Raw genomic sequence first — 15583 nt, forward strand, 5'->3', positions numbered from 1 at the left:
TATTTAAGGACGATGCGGCGCAAACCGCCATTGTCCCAATTCCAAATTCAAATCAAACAAATTCAGACGGCCTATTGCCACGCGGACCAAGCGTAAACATGGAAAGCCTACTTTCGCCGTCATCCTTCGCACTTGGCGATTTTTCCCTTCCGAAATTTTGATTTCCACCCAAAAATCAGGCACGGACTTGCGCACGCGAATCGGCGGCACGCGCGGCCATAAAACATCCGCTTCGCCCTCTTCCAATACCCTAACCTCGGCCGGACGGGTGACAAAATCGCCCAAATCTACGCCACGGCGCAACAAATCCAATTTGGCTTCATCAGGAGAACCCTCCACCTGCGCCCAATAAGTTTTGACCTGCTTGAATTTCGGATCGGCAATCTGCGCCTGCAAACGGCCATTATTGGTCAACAGCAGCAAACCCTCGCTGTCTGTATCCAAACGTCCGGCCGGATAAAATCCCGGTTTCTCGACAAAATCCTTAAGGCACGGATGTTTTTCATGTGCGGAAAACTGGCAAATCACGCCATAAGGCTTGTTTAGAATAATCAAATCGTTCATTTCACACTTTCAGACGGCCTTAGATTTCAAGAAATTCCGGATAATAAAAAAGACACCGTATAAACGGTGTCTTTCATATTTGGCGGAGTAAGAGGGATTCGAACCCTCGATGCAGGTTGACCCCACATGCTTCCTTAGCAGGGAAGTGCCTTCAGCCTCTCAGCCATTACTCCTAAGGAAGACCGCAATATACGCCCTCTGCCCTCCTCCGTCAAGCATTAGCGCCTCAAACTTTCTTAACACCATGAAATCATTTAAATAAAAATATAATATTTTTTGCATCATCCTATTTTTATACGGCTTTCATATATGTTAAAATGATTTTGTTTTCTGTAAACCTTTTTTCACACCCCTTATTATAAAGGAGTCCGTATGTTACGTTTTTCTGCTTTGGTTGCCGTATCCGCCCTGATGCTTGCCGCTTGCTCACAATCCGGCAATTCTCAACCATCTACCTCCTCCTCTCAAACTTCTACTCAAAAAACAACTGCCGCCGGTTCTGCCTGCCGCAGCATGGGTGAAGGCCATAAAGTCAATGGCAAAGGTCAAAACGATATTTATATGTGTAAAGTCGATGTCGCTTTGAACTCTGCCGAAGCCAAATCCGCTTTGGACCCCAGCATCCGCGTTCACTACGGTAGCACATCCGGCGCGACTTTGACTTCCCGTCAAATCTCCAACTCAGTCGGCAAAACCCCTGATGAAACCTGCCAACGCGCATTCCTGAGCGCAGTTAAACGCTTCCAAAGCACTGCGCATCGCAAAAAAGCCAAATCCGTTCATCTGGTTAGCTACTTTGACAAAGTAACCAAAGGCGGTAACGAGTACGAATGCCACATCGCTACATTCAACAGCCGTGTGGTTTTGAAAGGCAGCTTCCACTAAGCAATGTCAAAAATGCCGGACTTCAAGATGAAGTTTGGCATTTTTCTATTTTATGGATACGACAACCCTTCACTGCCTGCTGGCCGATCCGTCTTTTGCCGCCTGCTACGACCATGCCTCTCTAAACGCAGCCGATTGCCAACGTTTGGCTGCCACGCCGCAACTGGCGCAGCGTCAGGACTGGCAAGTCAGCCGAGCATTAAAACAGCAAACCGATTTACCGACTGTATCGCTGAGCCACAGCCAAGGCTTTGCCGCTTTATTGTGTGCGCCTCATCCCTTAACAGCCGGAGTCGATATCGAATTTATCCGCCCGCGTGATTTCAAAACGCTGTCGGCTTGGGTCTGCACGCAGGAAGAGCAAGATTTTTTGGAAACGGCAAACTGGCCGTCTGAAACGTTTTACCGATTGTGGTGTTTCAAGGAAGCCTTGATTAAAGCGGCAAATTTGGATTTCCCGTCAGACATGAAATCGGTCGGCTATGTTTTCGATTCAGGACAACCCGTCGGTTTACGCGCTGGAAAGCAAACCGATTGGCGCGGTACAAGCGCGATTTTGGCGGATACGATGGCACTTGCCTGCGTTTGGCAGGGAAAAGCCGTCGCTCTGCAATGGCAGTTTTTCGGTTCGCTCAAACCCAATGATTTAACCGACCGGCAAACTATCTAACAACTGACAAAATAATAATAATCTGATTTAATTTACTGCACTTTTACTTATTCCACACACCAACAGCAGCATTTGCAAAAGGCCGTCTGAACGATGAATCTTCGCCTCCTAAACCGCCTCTATACTGCCCTTATCCTGTTTCTTACCCTGTTTTTGGTTTATGCCTTTGCTTCACAAGCGCGCATACAAACCGATTTGACCGCGTTGTTGCCAAGCGAGCAGCAACCCGATGCCTTACTGACGGCCGCGGATAAAGCCGCAGAAGCGCAGCTCAATTCGCAAGTTATTTTGCTTGCCGGCAGTACCGATGCCGAAACCGCTTTTCAGACGGCCTCTCAAATTGCCGACGCATGGCGCAAGAGCGGCGTATTTGAACAAGTCGACAGCAGCATGACGCCAAATTTGGACAAGGTGCGGGCGGATATGCAGAAACTGGGCTTGGCCGTTTTGCCGCAAGACGAAATCCGCCTGCTGTTTGAGCAGCCGCAAGCCTATTTTCAAGCGCGCGCAGAAGCCGCGGCTAATCCGTTTGCCGCCCCCTCCCCTTTGTCTTTAGAACAAGACTGGCTGGGCTTCGGACGCTTTGTTACCGACAAAGCCAATCCGCAAAGCCGTTTGCAGTGGGACATGGACAACGGCATGCTGTTTGCCGAAGACCAAGGCAAAACTTGGGTATTTTTGCGCGGACGGCTCGCTGGCGGCAATCAATTTTCCGGCAACGACGCCCTCTTGCCGCTGATGGCGCAAAGCCGTCAAATCGCTTCGGAAAACGGCGCAGAAACCTTAAGCGCAGGTGGCGCATTGTTCGCCGCCGTTTCCAAAGCAGCCGCAGAAAAAGAAAGCCGGCTGATGAGCATGGTCGGACTTGGGCTGACTTTTGCGCTGCTGTTGTGGGTCTTCCGCAGCGGCCGCGTGTTTTTGCTGTCCTTGCCGCTGGCAGCCGGTATGTTGACCGGATTGGCGGTTGCGTTATTAACCTTCGGCGAAGTGCATATCCTGACCATCGTCATCGGCACCAGCCTGGTGGGCATGTTGGTGGATTTCCCGTTGCACTGGCTTGCGCCGTCGGTATTCGGGCCGTCTGAAAAGACTGTTTGGCAGGCCGAATCGGCAATAAAACATGTCTTGCCGAGCTTTGCCGTCAGCCTGACGATTACCGTCTTGGGCTACGCGCTGCTGTGGTTCACCCCTTTGCCTGTACTGCGCCAAACCGCCGTATTTTCAGGCTTTGCCTTATTTGGCGCGTTTGGTGCCACCGTTTTATGGCTGCCGCCGCTGTTTCGCCGCTATCATGCCAAAACCGTGCCTTTTGCCGCATTAACCGAAAAGCTCTATTCCTTGTCAGGCCGTCTGAAAAACCGCCTGCACAAACGCGGCTGGTTAATCGTGGGCGGAATTTTGCTGACAGTCGGATTGTGGCGCAGCGACTGGCGTGACGACATCCGTCAATGGGTCAATATGCCGACCGCGATGTTGACAGAAGTACAACAAATCGGCCGGTTGAGCGGCACGGATTTTGGCGGCAAATATTTGGTGGCCGAAGCACAAAGCGAAGATGCCCTGTTGAAGAAAACCGCCGAACTCGGCCACGCCCTGCAGCCCTTAATCGCACAAGGCAAACTATCCGGCATCCAATCGCCCGACCAATTCATCCTACCGACAACGGAACAGCAAAAACTGCAAAACCGCCTGCGCGAATTGACCAAGTTGCCTGATAGCTGGAAACCGCTCACCGAAATCGGTATTCCGCGCAAAACCGTGCGCGATGCCCTGCTTCAAGCCGCCGATACGCAACCATTGTCGCTTTCAGACGGCCTGAATACCGATTTGGCAGAAGCTTGGCGTTCCTTGTATTTGGGCGAAGTGGAACCAGGCCGTTTTGCTGCCGTCGTGCGTTTGAACGGCATGACCGATGAAGCCGCCGTACGCGCCGTGGCGCAACACGTCTCCGGCATACATTGGGCAGACAAACGCGCCCACTTAAACGAGCTTTTCCACCACACGCGCAATCAGGCCGCATGGTTGAAACTGGCTTCCTATGCGTTGGCATGGCTGCTTTTGTGGAAAATGTTCGGTTTCAAACGCGGCAGCAAAATCCTTGCCGTGCCGCTGGCCGCCGCCATCTGCACCGTTGCCGTACTCGGTTTGGCCGGCATTCCCGTCAGCCTGTTTGCCATGTTCGGTCTGCTTTTAGTATCCGCCATCGGCGTGGACTATGCCGTCTATGCCGCCACCGCACACCACAGCGCGCCGGCAAAATTAGGCGGTATGCTGCTTGCCGCCGCGACGACAGCCATTACCTTTGCCCTGCTCGCCATCAGCAGCACGCCCGCCGTTGCCGCGTTCGGCATGACGGTTACCATCGGCGTGGCATTCAATATTTGGCTGGCAGGCACATTGTTGAAAAATTAGACAAAAAATAAAGACGATTAAATTAAGGCGATATTTTGTTTCAACTTCTATCGTCACGTTGTAAGAGGCCGTCTGAAAAACTTCAGACGCTGGTTTAAACATTATTTATCATTAAAATCAAAGGTATTTTCAAATGTCCGTAGAATTTGACGTTGCCGTTATCGGCGCAGGCCCTTCAGGTTCGGTTGCTTCTGCTTTGCTGAACAAACAAGGCTTTAAAGTTTGCGTATTGGAAAAACAACATTTCCCGCGCTTTGTCATCGGCGAAAGCCTGCTGCCGCATTGCATGGAAATGTTGGAAGAAGCCGGTTTTGCCGACGCCGTGCATGCCGAGCCCAGCTTTCAATTTAAAGACGGTGCTGCGTTTTCATGGGGCAGCCGTTACACAGATTTCAACTTTACTGAAAAATTTTCAGACGGCCCCGGCACCATTTATCAAGTGCGCCGCGGTATCTTCGACAAAATCCTGATTGATGAAGCGGCAAAACAAGGTGTCGATGTTCGCTTCGGACACGGCGTAACCGCGTTTGACAACAGCGGCGATGTGGCACGTTTGAGCGTTGCGACCGATACAGGCGAAAACTATGAATTGACCGCTAAATTCGTCTTGGATGCCAGCGGTTACGGCCGCGTCCTGCCCCGCCTTTTGGACTTGGAAAGCCCGTCCGAGCTGCCTCCTCGCCAAGCCCACTTCACGCATATCGACGACAATATCACCAGCCCGAAATTCGACCGCAATAAAATCCTGATCAACACGCATCCTGAACATCGCGATGTCTGGATTTGGCTGATTCCTTTCGGCGACAACCGCTGCTCCATCGGCGTTGTCGGCACGCCCGACAAACTGGCCGGCGAATCAGAAGCCGTGTTGAAAAAATTTGTGTACGAATGCCCGATGCTGGCGGAAATCTTGGATAAAGCCGTTTGGGAAAACGACTTTCCGTTCCGCTCTATCCAAGGCTATTCTGCCAACGTGAAAACCTTATACGGCAAACATTTCGCCCTTTTGGGCAACGCCGCCGAATTCCTCGACCCCGTCTTCTCCTCCGGCGTAACCATTGCCCTGCACTCTGCCAAACTGGCTGCCGACTTGTTGGCCAAACAACTCAAAGGCGAAGCCGTCGATTGGCAAACCGAATTTGCCGACCAATTGATGATTGGTGTGAATGCATTCCGCACTTATGTAAACGGTTGGTACGATTTCCGCTTCCAAAATGCCATCTATGCGCCTAACCGCAGTCCTGAAATCAGCCGCATGATTTCGTCTATTTTGGCAGGCTACGCTTGGGATACGAACAATCCATTCGTGGAAAAATCCGAGCAACGCTTGTCCACGCTTGCCGCATTGGTGGGTGATTTGAAGGTAGAATAAGGACGAATGCCTTTCAGACGGCCGCGTCTAAAAACAGAACAGGCCGTCTGAAAATCTACCCTCATCATTAGATATTTTGACCGATAGATAAAACCTTATGCGATTTATCCCTTTGATTGCCGCACTGCTGCTTTCCGCATGCGCGACCTCGCTCCCCCATCCGCAAACGCTGCCGCCGCTTTCCAAAGAAGGCCAATGGTTCAAACTCGAGCAGACCAATGCGGCGGGGCAAACCGTTCAAACCAATCTCTTGGCAGTCGAACCTCATTCAGACGGCATCCGCTTTGTCCAAACCGATGCACTGGGTGCGCCAGTATCTCGTCAATCGGTCAGCACCAAAGGCTGGAAAAACGACGGCTTTGTGATGCCCAATGCCACTTCGCGCCGATTGTTTGCCGCCTTGTTGCCGCTTTTGGCCGCTGAACACGCCGCCACGCTTTATCCTGAAGCCCGCCAACAAAACGTATCCCATCAAGGCTTCTGCCCTGACGGCAAAGGCGCGGTATTCAGTTACCGCGAGCGTGATTTGTGGTGTGTCGCCCATCATTCCGAACAATTCCTCATCGGCTTCCCCGACCAAACTTTCTGGACGGTCAGCCCGATTGCAGAAGACTAATTCATGAATACTCCTGTTTATCTCAGCCGTCCGGCACTGACCAGCGCATTGGGCAGCGGCTTGCAAGTTCATGCCGAAGCCTTACTCACGCCGTCTGAAAACACGCCCCTGACTTTTTCAGACCAATGGGTAAAAGGCAAAACGCATGCTTTCGGTGCCGTCAAAGAAACCCTGATGCCCCTGCCCGACAGCATCCTCGAAGCACACCGCAGCCGCAACAACCAGCTTATCCTGCACGCGCTTTCGCAAATAGACGGACTGATTCAGACGGCCATTACCCGTTACGGCAAAGAAAGAGTCGCTGTCGTTACCGGTACGTCCACCAGTGGCGCAGACGAAAATATCCCCTTGTTCCAACACGTTGTCCAAGGCGGTGCATGGACGGATGTTCCGTTCAAGCAGCTGCAACACACCATGGCTTCGCCCTCCGAATTTATCGCCCAAGTTTACGGTTTGGACGGCTTGCGCTATACCGTCTCCACAGCCTGCACTTCCGGCGCACGCGCCCTCATCAGCGCAGCCCGATTGCTTCGTGCCGGATTGTGTGATGCCGTGATTTGCGGCGGCGCGGATACGCTTTCTCCGCTGACGATTAATGGTTTTGCCTCTTTGGAAGTGCTTTCAGACGGCATCGCCAAGCCTTTTTCTGCCAATCGCAACGGCATCAATATCGGCGAAGCGGCCGCATTTTTCGTGATGACGCGCGATGCCGATTTTGACGGCGAAATGCAGTTGCTCGGCTACGGCGCAAGCAGCGATGCCTACCATATGTCTTCGCCCCGCCCCGACGGTTTGGGTGCAGCCCAATCCTTTCAGGCTGCTTTGGATAAAGCCGGTTTGAAAGCGGAAGACATCGGCTGGATCAATCTGCACGGCACCGGCACGCAACACAACGACAGCATGGAAAGCTGGGCCGTTGCCGAAGTATTTGGCAGCCACACCCTTTGCACCTCAACCAAGCCGTCCACCGGTCATACTTTGGGCGCAGCCGGTGCGATCGAAGCCGCGTTTGCCTGGTTGATGGTCAACCGCCAATACAATCCGGAAGGCAAACTGCCGCCCCAACAATGGGACAATGTACCCGATTCCGAGCTACCCAACATCGCTTTGACCTACGGCGACAGCCGCTGGCCGTCTGAAAAACGCATTGCCGCCAGCTCGTCTTTTGCCTTCGGCGGCAGCAATGCCGTTTTGATTATCGGATAAGTCCTTATATTTAGGCTGTCTTTTCAGACGGCCTTTTTCTTTTCCGCAACTTAAAAAACAATAACATCAAAACAACAACCAAATCCGCCGAAATATGCCATAATAGGCTTAGCACATTTCATCTCGCGATGTGCCCGAAAAGAAAAACTTAACCTACATAGAGAATGAACCCATGACTAAATCCACCATTATCTATACCTACACCGACGAAGCTCCTGCATTGGCCACCCAATCCCTGTTGCCGATTGTGCAGGCGTTTACCCGCCACGCCGATATTGATGTCAAAACCAGCGACATTTCTCTCTCCGGCCGTATTTTGGCGGCGTTCCCCGAATACCTGACCGAAGCGCAGCGCGTACCCGATGCGCTTGCCGAGTTGGGCGAACTGGTGAAACAGCCCGATGCCAACGTGATCAAACTGCCGAACATCAGCGCGTCCGTACCGCAACTGACCGCCGCAATTAAAGAATTGCAGGCCAAAGGCTTTGCCGTCCCCGATTACCCCGCCGACCCGCAAACCGATGAAGAAAAAGCCGTGCGCGAGCGTTACGACCGCATTAAAGGCAGCGCGGTAAACCCTGTCCTGCGCGAAGGCAACTCCGACCGCCGCGCGCCTAAAGCAGTGAAAAACTTTGCGAAAAAACATCCGCACAGCATGGGCGCATGGACGAAAGACTCCAAAACCCACGTTGCCACCATGCAAAGCGGCGACTTTTTCCATAACGAACAATCCGTTACCGTACCTGAAGCGACTTCAGTATCCATCGTGTTCACCGACAAACAAGGCAACAAAAAAGAGCTGCGCGAGCCTGTTGCCCTGAAAGCCGGCGAAATCATCGACGCGACCGTGATGAGTAAAAAAGCCCTGCTCGCCTTCCTTGCCGAGCAAGTCAAAGACGCAAAAGCAAAAGGCGTCTTGTTCTCGCTGCACATGAAAGCCACCATGATGAAAGTGTCCGACCCGATTATCTTCGGACACGCTGTCAAAGTATTCTTCGCGCCTGTCTTTGAAAAATTCGGCGACAAACTGGCTGCCGCCGGCGTCAACGTCAACAACGGCTTCGGCAACCTGCTTGCCAATCTGGACAAACTGGATGCGGACACCCGCGCTGCAGTCGAAGCCGAAATCGCCGCCGTTTACGCCGCCAACCCTGATTTGGCGATGGTCGATTCCGACAAAGGCATCACCAACCTGCACGTTCCCAGCGACGTCATCGTCGATGCTTCCATGCCTGCGATGATTCGTAATTCCGGCCGCATGTGGGACAAAGACGGCAAAGCGCAAGACACCAAAGCCGTCATTCCCGACAGCAGCTACGCAGGCGTTTATCAAGCAACCATCGATTTCTGCCGCGAACACGGCGCATTTGACCCGACAACCATGGGTACCGTTCCTAACGTCGGTCTGATGGCGCAAGCAGCCGAAGAATATGGTTCACACAACAAAACTTTCGAAATCGAAGCCGACGGCCAAGTTCAAGTGATTGATGCGGCAGGCAAAGTCCTGATGCAGCACGACGTTGAGGCAGGCGACATCTGGCGCATGTGCCAAACCAAAGACGCTCCGGTTAAAGACTGGGTACAACTCGCCGTCAACCGCGCCCGTCTGAGCAACACGCCCGCCGTGTTCTGGCTCGACGAAAACCGTCCGCACGACAAGAGCCTGCTCGCCAAGGTTAAAACCTACCTTGCCGAACTGGATACCGACGGCCTCGACATCCGCGTCCTCGCGCCTGAAGAAGCCGCTAAATTCAGCTTGGGCCGTCTGAAAAACGGCGAAGACACTATTTCCGTAACCGGTAACGTCTTGCGCGACTACCTGACCGACTTGTTCCCGATTTTGGAACTCGGCACCAGCGCGAAAATGCTGTCTATCGTTCCATTGATGAACGGCGGCGGTATGTTTGAAACCGGCGCGGGCGGTTCTGCACCGAAACATGTTCAACAGTTCCTCGAAGAAAACCACTTGCGTTGGGACTCTTTGGGCGAATTCCTCGCGCTCGCCGTATCGTTTGAACATCTGGCGCAAAAAACCGGCAACGCCAAAGCCCAAGTCCTCGCCGACACTTTGGATGCCGCCACCGAAAAACTGCTGTTGAACGACAAATCGCCCAAACGTAAAGCAGGCGAACTCGACAACCGCGGCAGCCATTTCTACCTCACCCTCTACTGGGCGCAAGAATTGGCAGCGCAAGACAAAGATGCCGAACTGAAAGCCGCATTTGCTCCATTGGCAGCCGCTTTGACTGCCAACGAAGCCAAAATCGTTGAAGAACTCTCTGCCGTACAAGGCAAAGCGGTCGACATCGGCGGCTACTACGCAGCCAATCCTGAAAAAGCCGCGCAAGCGATGCGTCCGAGCGCAACCTTTAATCAGGCATTGTCAGCCTTATAATTAAAGCAATAAAAGGCCGTCTGAACTTTCAGACGGCCTCAGACCTTATGGAAACACAATGAAAAAAACCTTTCTTTCTCTTACTCTCCTCATCAGCGCTCCGGCTTTGTGGGCATTTTCCCCTGCCGAATTGGCACAAACCCTGCAAAAGCCGCAAAACGTGCAAGGCAATTTTGTCCAACAACGCCAGCTCAAATCCCTCAGCAAACCCATGACCACCAGCGGCAGCTTTATCCTTGTCCCGCAAAAAGGCCTGCTCTGGAAAATGCAAAAACCATTTGAAACCACCCTGCGCGTGCGTTCAGACGGCATCATGCAATGGAACGGCAGCCAATGGGTCAACCCAAACGCCAGCAAGCTCAACGGCCAAAGCCGCCAAATCAAACTTTTCCTCGACCTTTTGGGCGGCAACACCCAAGGTTTGGAAAAACAATTTGATTTGAAATTAAACGGCAACGAAAAAAAATGGACGTTGACCTTAACTCCGAAAACCGCCATTACCCGCCAAATCTTCAACCGTATCGAAATCAACGGCGATACGCTGGTGCGTAAAATCGAATTGGACGAAAAGCAAGGCGACAAAACCACCATGCAGTTCAACCAAATCCAAACCGATAAAGCTCTGGACAGCTTCAGCCGTACCGCCCTGTAATTGTCTATTCCAACAAAAGGCCGTCTGAAAATAGATTTCAGACGGCCTTTTGTATTAATCGGCTGAAGGCTGCTGCCCTTTTCGTTCCGCCTTTCTGGCTTCGCGTATGGCTTTAAGTTCGGCCTCTTTCTGTCTGGCTTTTTTCAGCCAAGTTTCCCATTGGTTTGGCGTTTCCAGCGTGATTCTGCCGATTTTGCCTTCGCGGAAATCGGTCAGGATATTTTCAGCGGCCTTTTGATAGTTGACCCGTCCGCCGCTCAAAACCGCTCCTCGCTTCTTGGCAATCCACTCCAACCAAGAAGTATCGTCCCAATGGCTGCTTGGATCTTTGTCAGCTTGATAGCGCTCTTGCAACAGGGCCAGATAATGGCGGCGAAGGTAATCCAAAAGCTCAAGCGCCACTTCTTCTTCGTCCAGCGCGTTGCGTCCGACTGCACCACCGGCTGCAAGGTTGTAGCCGCCTTCTTCAACGATAATTTTCGGCCACAACATACCGGGGGTATCGTAAAGCCAGAAATCGTCGGCAAGGAAAAGGCGTTGTTCGGCTTTGGTAATACCGGGTTCGTTACCAGTTTTGGCAGATTTTTTGCCGATCATGCCGTTAATCAAGGTGGATTTACCGACGTTGGGAATACCGCAAATCAGGACACGCAACGGCTTCTCGATACCTTGGCGATGCGGAATCATCGCGCGGCAGGCTTGGGTAATTTTGCCATGCGCGCCGGTTTCGGAAGAATCCAGCGCAATGGCGCGGGTATCTTGGCGGCTGTTGTAGTGTTCGAGCCAAACTTTGGTGCGCTCGGGATCGGCAAGGTCTTGCTTGTTTAAGATTTTGAGTTTAGGCTTGCCTTTGGACAACTGGGCAAGCAAGGGGTTTTCGCTGGAAGCAGGCATACGCGCGTCCAACATCTCAATCACCATATCAACGCTTTTAATGCGTTCGGCAATGGCTTTTTTTGCCTTGTTCATGTGGCCGGGAAACCATTGGATAGCCATGTCTTTTTGTTCTTTCTATTCGTATCTGAGGCCGTCTGAACAATCATTGTTTTTCAGACGGCCTCGGTATCGGGATAATCGGTCAATCAGGATTTAGAGATTGCCATGCTCGTAACTGTAATAACCTGCTTCATCCATACATTGCTCAAACGTTTTGGATGTATTTCCATTTTGAACTTGCGATTTGCAGGTATTGATTTGGCGGGAAACTTCAGCTTCGCTCGCGCCGGTACGGTGCCAACGGTAAGCAGTGACAGGCTCTGTCGCGCAGGCGGTCAAGATAAGCAGGGATAATGCGGTCAGACTGATTTTTTTCATGGTTTCTTCCTTTGAGGCCGTCTGAAACGGCAAGTTAGCGTCCTGCCAAGCTTTGTGCCTGACGGTGGCGGACAAGGAGTTCATAACGGCCTTTGAGGCGCTCGGCCAGTTTTTCTACAACATAAACGGAGCGGTGCTGACCGCCGGTACAACCAATGGCGATCGTCACATAACTGCGGCTCTCTTGCTGCAGGCGCGGCAGCCAGCGGTTTAAGAAATGCTCAATATCATCAACCATTTCTTGAACCAAAGGCTGCTGATCCAAATAATCTTGAATGGGTTTGTCCATACCGGTAAAGGGGCGCAATTCAGGATCGTAATACGGATTGGGCAGGCTGCGCATGTCAAACATAAAGTCGGCATTATTGGGAACGCCGTATTTGAAACCAAAAGATTCAAGAATAACCAGCAAACCGATGCGTTCAATGTTGAGCCATTGTTGAACGGCATAACGCAGCTGCTGCGCATTCATTTTGGACGTATCGATGCAATATGCAATGTCTTTCAGCGGAAAGAGCCATTCGCGTTCTTTTTGCAGGCTTTCCAACAAGGTCAGATTATGGCCAGACAAAGGATGGCCGCGGCGGGTTTCCGAGAAGCGGCGTACCAACACGCCCTCTTCTGCTTCAATAAAGAGGACTTCGACTTGATGCCCTTCATGACGCAAATATTGGATTTGCTCTTGCGCTTCCTGAATATTGATACCGGAACGGATGTCAACGCTGACACCGAGTTTGGTTTCATCGGCACGTTCGATGTGGAGCGAAACCAACGACGGAAGCATTTCCAAAGGAAGGTTATCGACACAGTAATAGCCCAAATCTTCAAGCTGCTTGAGGGCTACGGATTTTCCTGAGCCGGATAAGCCGCTAATCAGGACGATTTTCATGGTTTTGTTCGTTTTCTTTGAGTTGTGTTTGATGGCGTTCGAGGAATTCTTTGGTGCTGTCTTTGCCGCGCAATTGAAGGATGTAATTACGCACCGCAGCTTCAACCAATACTGCTAAGTTTCGACCGATTGCAACAGGCAGGGTAACGGAACGGACGCTGACGTTGAGGATAGATTCTGTTTCGGTACGGATGCTCAATCGATCGAGTTGTTTCATGTATCCGTCGTCGGCCGGAACCAAATTGATAATCAGCTGGAGGATTTTTTTCGGACGGATGGAGGTTTCACCAAAAATATGGCGGATATTGAGTATGCCCAAACCGCGCACTTCGAGGAAATCACGCAGCATAGGCGGGCAACGGCCTTCCAGCATTTCCGGGCCGGTGCGGAAGAGTTCGACCGCATCATCGGCAATCAGGCTGTGGCCGCGCGAAATCAGTTCCAATGCCAATTCGCTCTTACCCAAGCCGGATTGTCCGGTAATGAGTACGCCCACTTCAAATACATCCAAAAATACACCGTGCTTGATGGTGGAAGTCGCCAATGTGCGTTGCAGATAAATCCGCAAAACGTCCATCAGGTGCGGGCTTTCCTGTTTGGAAGTCAGCAAGGGGATACTGTTGGTATGGCAATAATCGCGCAATTTGGGCGAAACCGGCAAACCGTTGGCGACAATGACCAAAGACATGGGGATGTCGAAAAGCTCGCCGAAATCATAGTTGAGTTCGCCCGACTCCAGACGGCGTAAATATTCGGCTTCGGCTACGCCGACAACTTGAATTTGGTTGGGATGGATAAAGTTTAAGTGGCCGACCAAGGCCAAGACGGGTTTATCGGCTTCGACACCGATACGGTTGTCCGCGCCGGAATTGCCGGCAGCCCAAGCAAGTTCGAGTTTGTGCTGATTGTCGGAAAACAGGCGGCGGACGGATATGCTGGGCATGAATTACTCTTCGGTCAGGAGTGTGCGTACTTCTTCGGCAGAAGTCGCGGCCATCAATGCTTCACGGACGGCTTTTTGAGAGAATCTGCCGGCCAGTTTGGACAAGACTTCCAAATGTTCGCCGGTAGCGTTTTCAGGCACAAGCAGGATAAAAATCAGGGAAACGGGTTTGCCGTCGGGCGCATCAAAGGCGACCGGCTCTTTGGTACGGATAAACGCACCGGTGGCTTTTTTCACGCATGCGTGACGGCCGTGGGGAATCGCCACCCCCTGCCCCAAACCGGTCGAACCGAGTTTTTCACGGGCAAACAGGCAGTCGAACACGTTGGCATTCGGTAATTCTGCTTCATTCTCCAGCAGCTGTGCGGCCTCTTCAAACAGACGCTTTTTGCTGCTGACTTCCAAATCCAAAACGATATGGGACAAAGGTAAAATTTCGCCGATCAGGCTCATATGTATCTCTTTTAAATGTCGCAAAACAATGGGATTGTACCGATTGTCGGTGCAAATCTCAATCCTGAAGGCGTAATTTACACTCGTCCCGCTAACATTTTCCATGTTGTTTTTGATATTTTTTAACGAGCCGAAAATCATCCAACCATTTGATTATGATTGATTTAAAGTAAAAAATCCATCATTGGCTAAATCACAGTTTAAATAAAAAGGAGTATGTCCGGCATACTCCTTTTCCCTTTCTTTTCAGACGGCCCCAACCTCGTTTTTTAAAACAGTTTGGGCACCAAAAACAACCAAAAATAATGGCAGACCAATCCGCAAAACCACGCCAAGCCGATGCGGTTGTTGGCCAAAAATGTTTGGAAGCACAACTGGCGGTCGCGCGTACGGATGGCAGTATATTGCTGATACTGCCAATAAACGGTTACCGGCAATACCAGCCAATACGGCCAAGTTGCGCCGATTTTGATACCCAGCACCGCCATCAATACCGTAAACCAAAAATGGCAAAGCATGGTTGCGCTAATGTCGTGATGGCCAAATGTGATTGCCGAAGTTTTAATGCCAATTTTCAAATCGTCTTCTTTGTCCGCCATGGCATAAATCGTGTCGTAAGCCAGCGTCCATAAGGCATTAGCGGTAAACATCAGCCACGCTTCGGGAGGCACTCGGCCTTGCACGGCGGCAAAGGCCATGGGAATGCCGAACGAAAATGCCAGTCCCAAATAAAACTGCGGCAACGGGAAAAAGCGTTTGGTAAAGGGATATGTGACGGCCAGAAACAAGGCCGGAAGACTCATCAGCCAAGTAAATCGGTTGAGCGGCACAAGACACAAGGCCGCCATCAGACACAGCATGACGGTCAAAAGCAGCGCTTCGGTTTTGGAAACCAAACCTTTGGCAAACGGGCGGTTTTTGGTGCGCTCTACTGCGCCGTCAAAATTGCGGTCGGCAAAGTCGTTTACGACGCAACCTGCGCTGCGCATTAAAAACGTGCCTGCAGTAAAGGCAATAAAAATATCCACGTCGGGAACGCCTTTAGACGCAATCCACAATGCCCAATAAGTCGGCCACAGCAAAAGCAGGGTACCGATGGGTTTGTCGATGCGCATCAGTTTGGCGTATATCACCATCCGTCCGACAGCGTAACGCGGTAAAAATTGTAGGAAAAAGCGCCGTATGTTCATTGGTGTAATGTGTCGTTGTATA

15 protein-coding genes and 1 tRNA gene are annotated in these 15583 nt (G+C 51.6%); 8 read left to right on the forward strand and 8 right to left on the reverse strand.

The features are described 5' to 3' along the window. Nucleotides 1-3: 3 nt before the first annotated feature. Nucleotides 4-564 carry a pseudouridine synthase gene (locus ACTHRY_RS05965; RefSeq protein WP_049322869.1) on the reverse strand — a complete coding sequence of 187 codons (561 nt, stop codon included), beginning with the start codon at nt 562-564 and terminating at the stop codon, nt 4-6. Between the two features lie 80 nt (nt 565-644). Beyond that, nucleotides 645-737: transfer RNA gene (locus ACTHRY_RS05970), tRNA-Ser, on the reverse strand. Nucleotides 738-936: 199 nt separating this feature from the next. Here ACTHRY_RS05970 and ACTHRY_RS05975 point away from each other — a divergent pair. From ACTHRY_RS05975 to ACTHRY_RS06010, 8 genes are all read left to right on the forward strand, one after another. Continuing rightward, nucleotides 937-1449, forward strand: coding sequence for a hypothetical protein (locus tag ACTHRY_RS05975; protein WP_223168965.1), 513 nt, complete (start codon nt 937-939; stop codon nt 1447-1449). 52 nt (nt 1450-1501) lie between these two features. Continuing rightward, nucleotides 1502-2119, forward strand: a complete 618-nt coding sequence (locus ACTHRY_RS05980; protein WP_049322868.1) for a 4'-phosphopantetheinyl transferase family protein — start codon at nt 1502-1504, stop codon at nt 2117-2119. Between the two features lie 93 nt (nt 2120-2212). After that, nucleotides 2213-4531, forward strand: coding sequence for a membrane protein (locus tag ACTHRY_RS05985; RefSeq protein ID WP_049322867.1), 2319 nt, complete (start codon nt 2213-2215; stop codon nt 4529-4531). A 133-nt stretch (nt 4532-4664) separates the two neighbouring features. After that, entirely contained in the window at nt 4665-5903 is a 1239-nt protein-coding gene (locus ACTHRY_RS05990) for an NAD(P)/FAD-dependent oxidoreductase (protein ID WP_049322866.1), read from the forward strand. Nucleotides 5904-6000: 97 nt separating this feature from the next. Further along, entirely contained in the window at nt 6001-6519 is a 519-nt protein-coding gene (locus ACTHRY_RS05995) for a hypothetical protein (RefSeq protein WP_049322865.1), read from the forward strand. Nucleotides 6520-6522: 3 nt separating this feature from the next. Then, the gene (locus ACTHRY_RS06000; RefSeq protein WP_049322864.1) at nt 6523-7725 is read left to right on the forward strand and encodes a beta-ketoacyl-ACP synthase; all 1203 of its coding nucleotides are present in this window, start codon (nt 6523-6525) and stop codon (nt 7723-7725) included. Nucleotides 7726-7897: 172 nt separating this feature from the next. After that, nucleotides 7898-10120 carry an NADP-dependent isocitrate dehydrogenase gene (locus ACTHRY_RS06005; RefSeq protein WP_049322863.1) on the forward strand — a complete coding sequence of 741 codons (2223 nt, stop codon included), beginning with the start codon at nt 7898-7900 and terminating at the stop codon, nt 10118-10120. A 58-nt stretch (nt 10121-10178) separates the two neighbouring features. Beyond that, nucleotides 10179-10772 (forward strand): LolA family protein, encoded by a 594-nt coding sequence (locus ACTHRY_RS06010; protein ID WP_049322862.1) that lies wholly within the window; start codon nt 10179-10181, stop codon nt 10770-10772. A gap of 54 nt (nt 10773-10826) precedes the next feature. Here ACTHRY_RS06010 and ylqF read toward each other — a convergent pair whose 3' ends face one another. The 6 genes from ylqF to ubiA form a co-directional block, all read right to left on the reverse strand. Beyond that, the gene (ylqF, locus tag ACTHRY_RS06015) at nt 10827-11768 is read right to left on the reverse strand and encodes a ribosome biogenesis GTPase YlqF (RefSeq protein ID WP_049322861.1); all 942 of its coding nucleotides are present in this window, start codon (nt 11766-11768) and stop codon (nt 10827-10829) included. Nucleotides 11769-11861: 93 nt separating this feature from the next. Continuing rightward, the gene (locus ACTHRY_RS06020) at nt 11862-12086 is read right to left on the reverse strand and encodes a protocatechuate 3,4-dioxygenase (protein WP_039862229.1); all 225 of its coding nucleotides are present in this window, start codon (nt 12084-12086) and stop codon (nt 11862-11864) included. A gap of 34 nt (nt 12087-12120) precedes the next feature. Continuing rightward, nucleotides 12121-12975: an RNase adapter RapZ gene (gene rapZ / locus ACTHRY_RS06025; protein WP_003747370.1), complete on the reverse strand. Its 855-nt coding sequence runs from the start codon at nt 12973-12975 to the stop codon at nt 12121-12123. Continuing rightward, on the reverse strand, nt 12956-13918 hold the full coding sequence (hprK, locus tag ACTHRY_RS06030) for an HPr(Ser) kinase/phosphatase (protein ID WP_003747372.1): 963 nt from the start codon (nt 13916-13918) through the stop codon (nt 12956-12958). Before hprK ends, rapZ begins: the two co-directional genes overlap by 20 nt. 3 nt (nt 13919-13921) lie before the next feature. Then, nucleotides 13922-14371 carry a PTS IIA-like nitrogen regulatory protein PtsN gene (gene ptsN / locus ACTHRY_RS06035; protein WP_003747374.1) on the reverse strand — a complete coding sequence of 150 codons (450 nt, stop codon included), beginning with the start codon at nt 14369-14371 and terminating at the stop codon, nt 13922-13924. A gap of 269 nt (nt 14372-14640) precedes the next feature. After that, entirely contained in the window at nt 14641-15507 is an 867-nt protein-coding gene (gene ubiA / locus ACTHRY_RS06040) for a 4-hydroxybenzoate octaprenyltransferase (protein WP_432760680.1), read from the reverse strand. Nucleotides 15508-15583: the final 76 nt, after the last annotated feature.

This window comes from Neisseria sp. P0004.S004, from assembly GCF_051963335.1.
Lineage (GTDB): Bacteria > Pseudomonadota > Gammaproteobacteria > Burkholderiales > Neisseriaceae > Neisseria.

What these genes read in the sequence shown, in the direction of transcription:
- ACTHRY_RS05965 (WP_049322869.1), bottom strand. Translation starts at nt 564, where the DNA reads ATGAACGATTTGATTATTCTAAACAAGCCTTATGGCGTGATTTGCCAG.
- ACTHRY_RS05975 (WP_223168965.1), top strand. Translation starts at nt 937, where the DNA reads ATGTTACGTTTTTCTGCTTTGGTTGCCGTATCCGCCCTGATGCTTGCC.
- ACTHRY_RS05980 (WP_049322868.1), top strand. Translation starts at nt 1,502, where the DNA reads ATGGATACGACAACCCTTCACTGCCTGCTGGCCGATCCGTCTTTTGCC.
- ACTHRY_RS05985 (WP_049322867.1), top strand. Translation starts at nt 2,213, where the DNA reads ATGAATCTTCGCCTCCTAAACCGCCTCTATACTGCCCTTATCCTGTTT.
- ACTHRY_RS05990 (WP_049322866.1), top strand. Translation starts at nt 4,665, where the DNA reads ATGTCCGTAGAATTTGACGTTGCCGTTATCGGCGCAGGCCCTTCAGGT.
- ACTHRY_RS05995 (WP_049322865.1), top strand. Translation starts at nt 6,001, where the DNA reads ATGCGATTTATCCCTTTGATTGCCGCACTGCTGCTTTCCGCATGCGCG.
- ACTHRY_RS06000 (WP_049322864.1), top strand. Translation starts at nt 6,523, where the DNA reads ATGAATACTCCTGTTTATCTCAGCCGTCCGGCACTGACCAGCGCATTG.
- ACTHRY_RS06005 (WP_049322863.1), top strand. Translation starts at nt 7,898, where the DNA reads ATGACTAAATCCACCATTATCTATACCTACACCGACGAAGCTCCTGCA.
- ACTHRY_RS06010 (WP_049322862.1), top strand. Translation starts at nt 10,179, where the DNA reads ATGAAAAAAACCTTTCTTTCTCTTACTCTCCTCATCAGCGCTCCGGCT.
- ylqF (WP_049322861.1), bottom strand. Translation starts at nt 11,768, where the DNA reads ATGGCTATCCAATGGTTTCCCGGCCACATGAACAAGGCAAAAAAAGCC.
- ACTHRY_RS06020 (WP_039862229.1), bottom strand. Translation starts at nt 12,086, where the DNA reads ATGAAAAAAATCAGTCTGACCGCATTATCCCTGCTTATCTTGACCGCC.
- rapZ (WP_003747370.1), bottom strand. Translation starts at nt 12,975, where the DNA reads ATGAAAATCGTCCTGATTAGCGGCTTATCCGGCTCAGGAAAATCCGTA.
- hprK (WP_003747372.1), bottom strand. Translation starts at nt 13,918, where the DNA reads ATGCCCAGCATATCCGTCCGCCGCCTGTTTTCCGACAATCAGCACAAA.
- ptsN (WP_003747374.1), bottom strand. Translation starts at nt 14,371, where the DNA reads ATGAGCCTGATCGGCGAAATTTTACCTTTGTCCCATATCGTTTTGGAT.
- ubiA (WP_432760680.1), bottom strand. Translation starts at nt 15,507, where the DNA reads ATGGTGATATACGCCAAACTGATGCGCATCGACAAACCCATCGGTACC.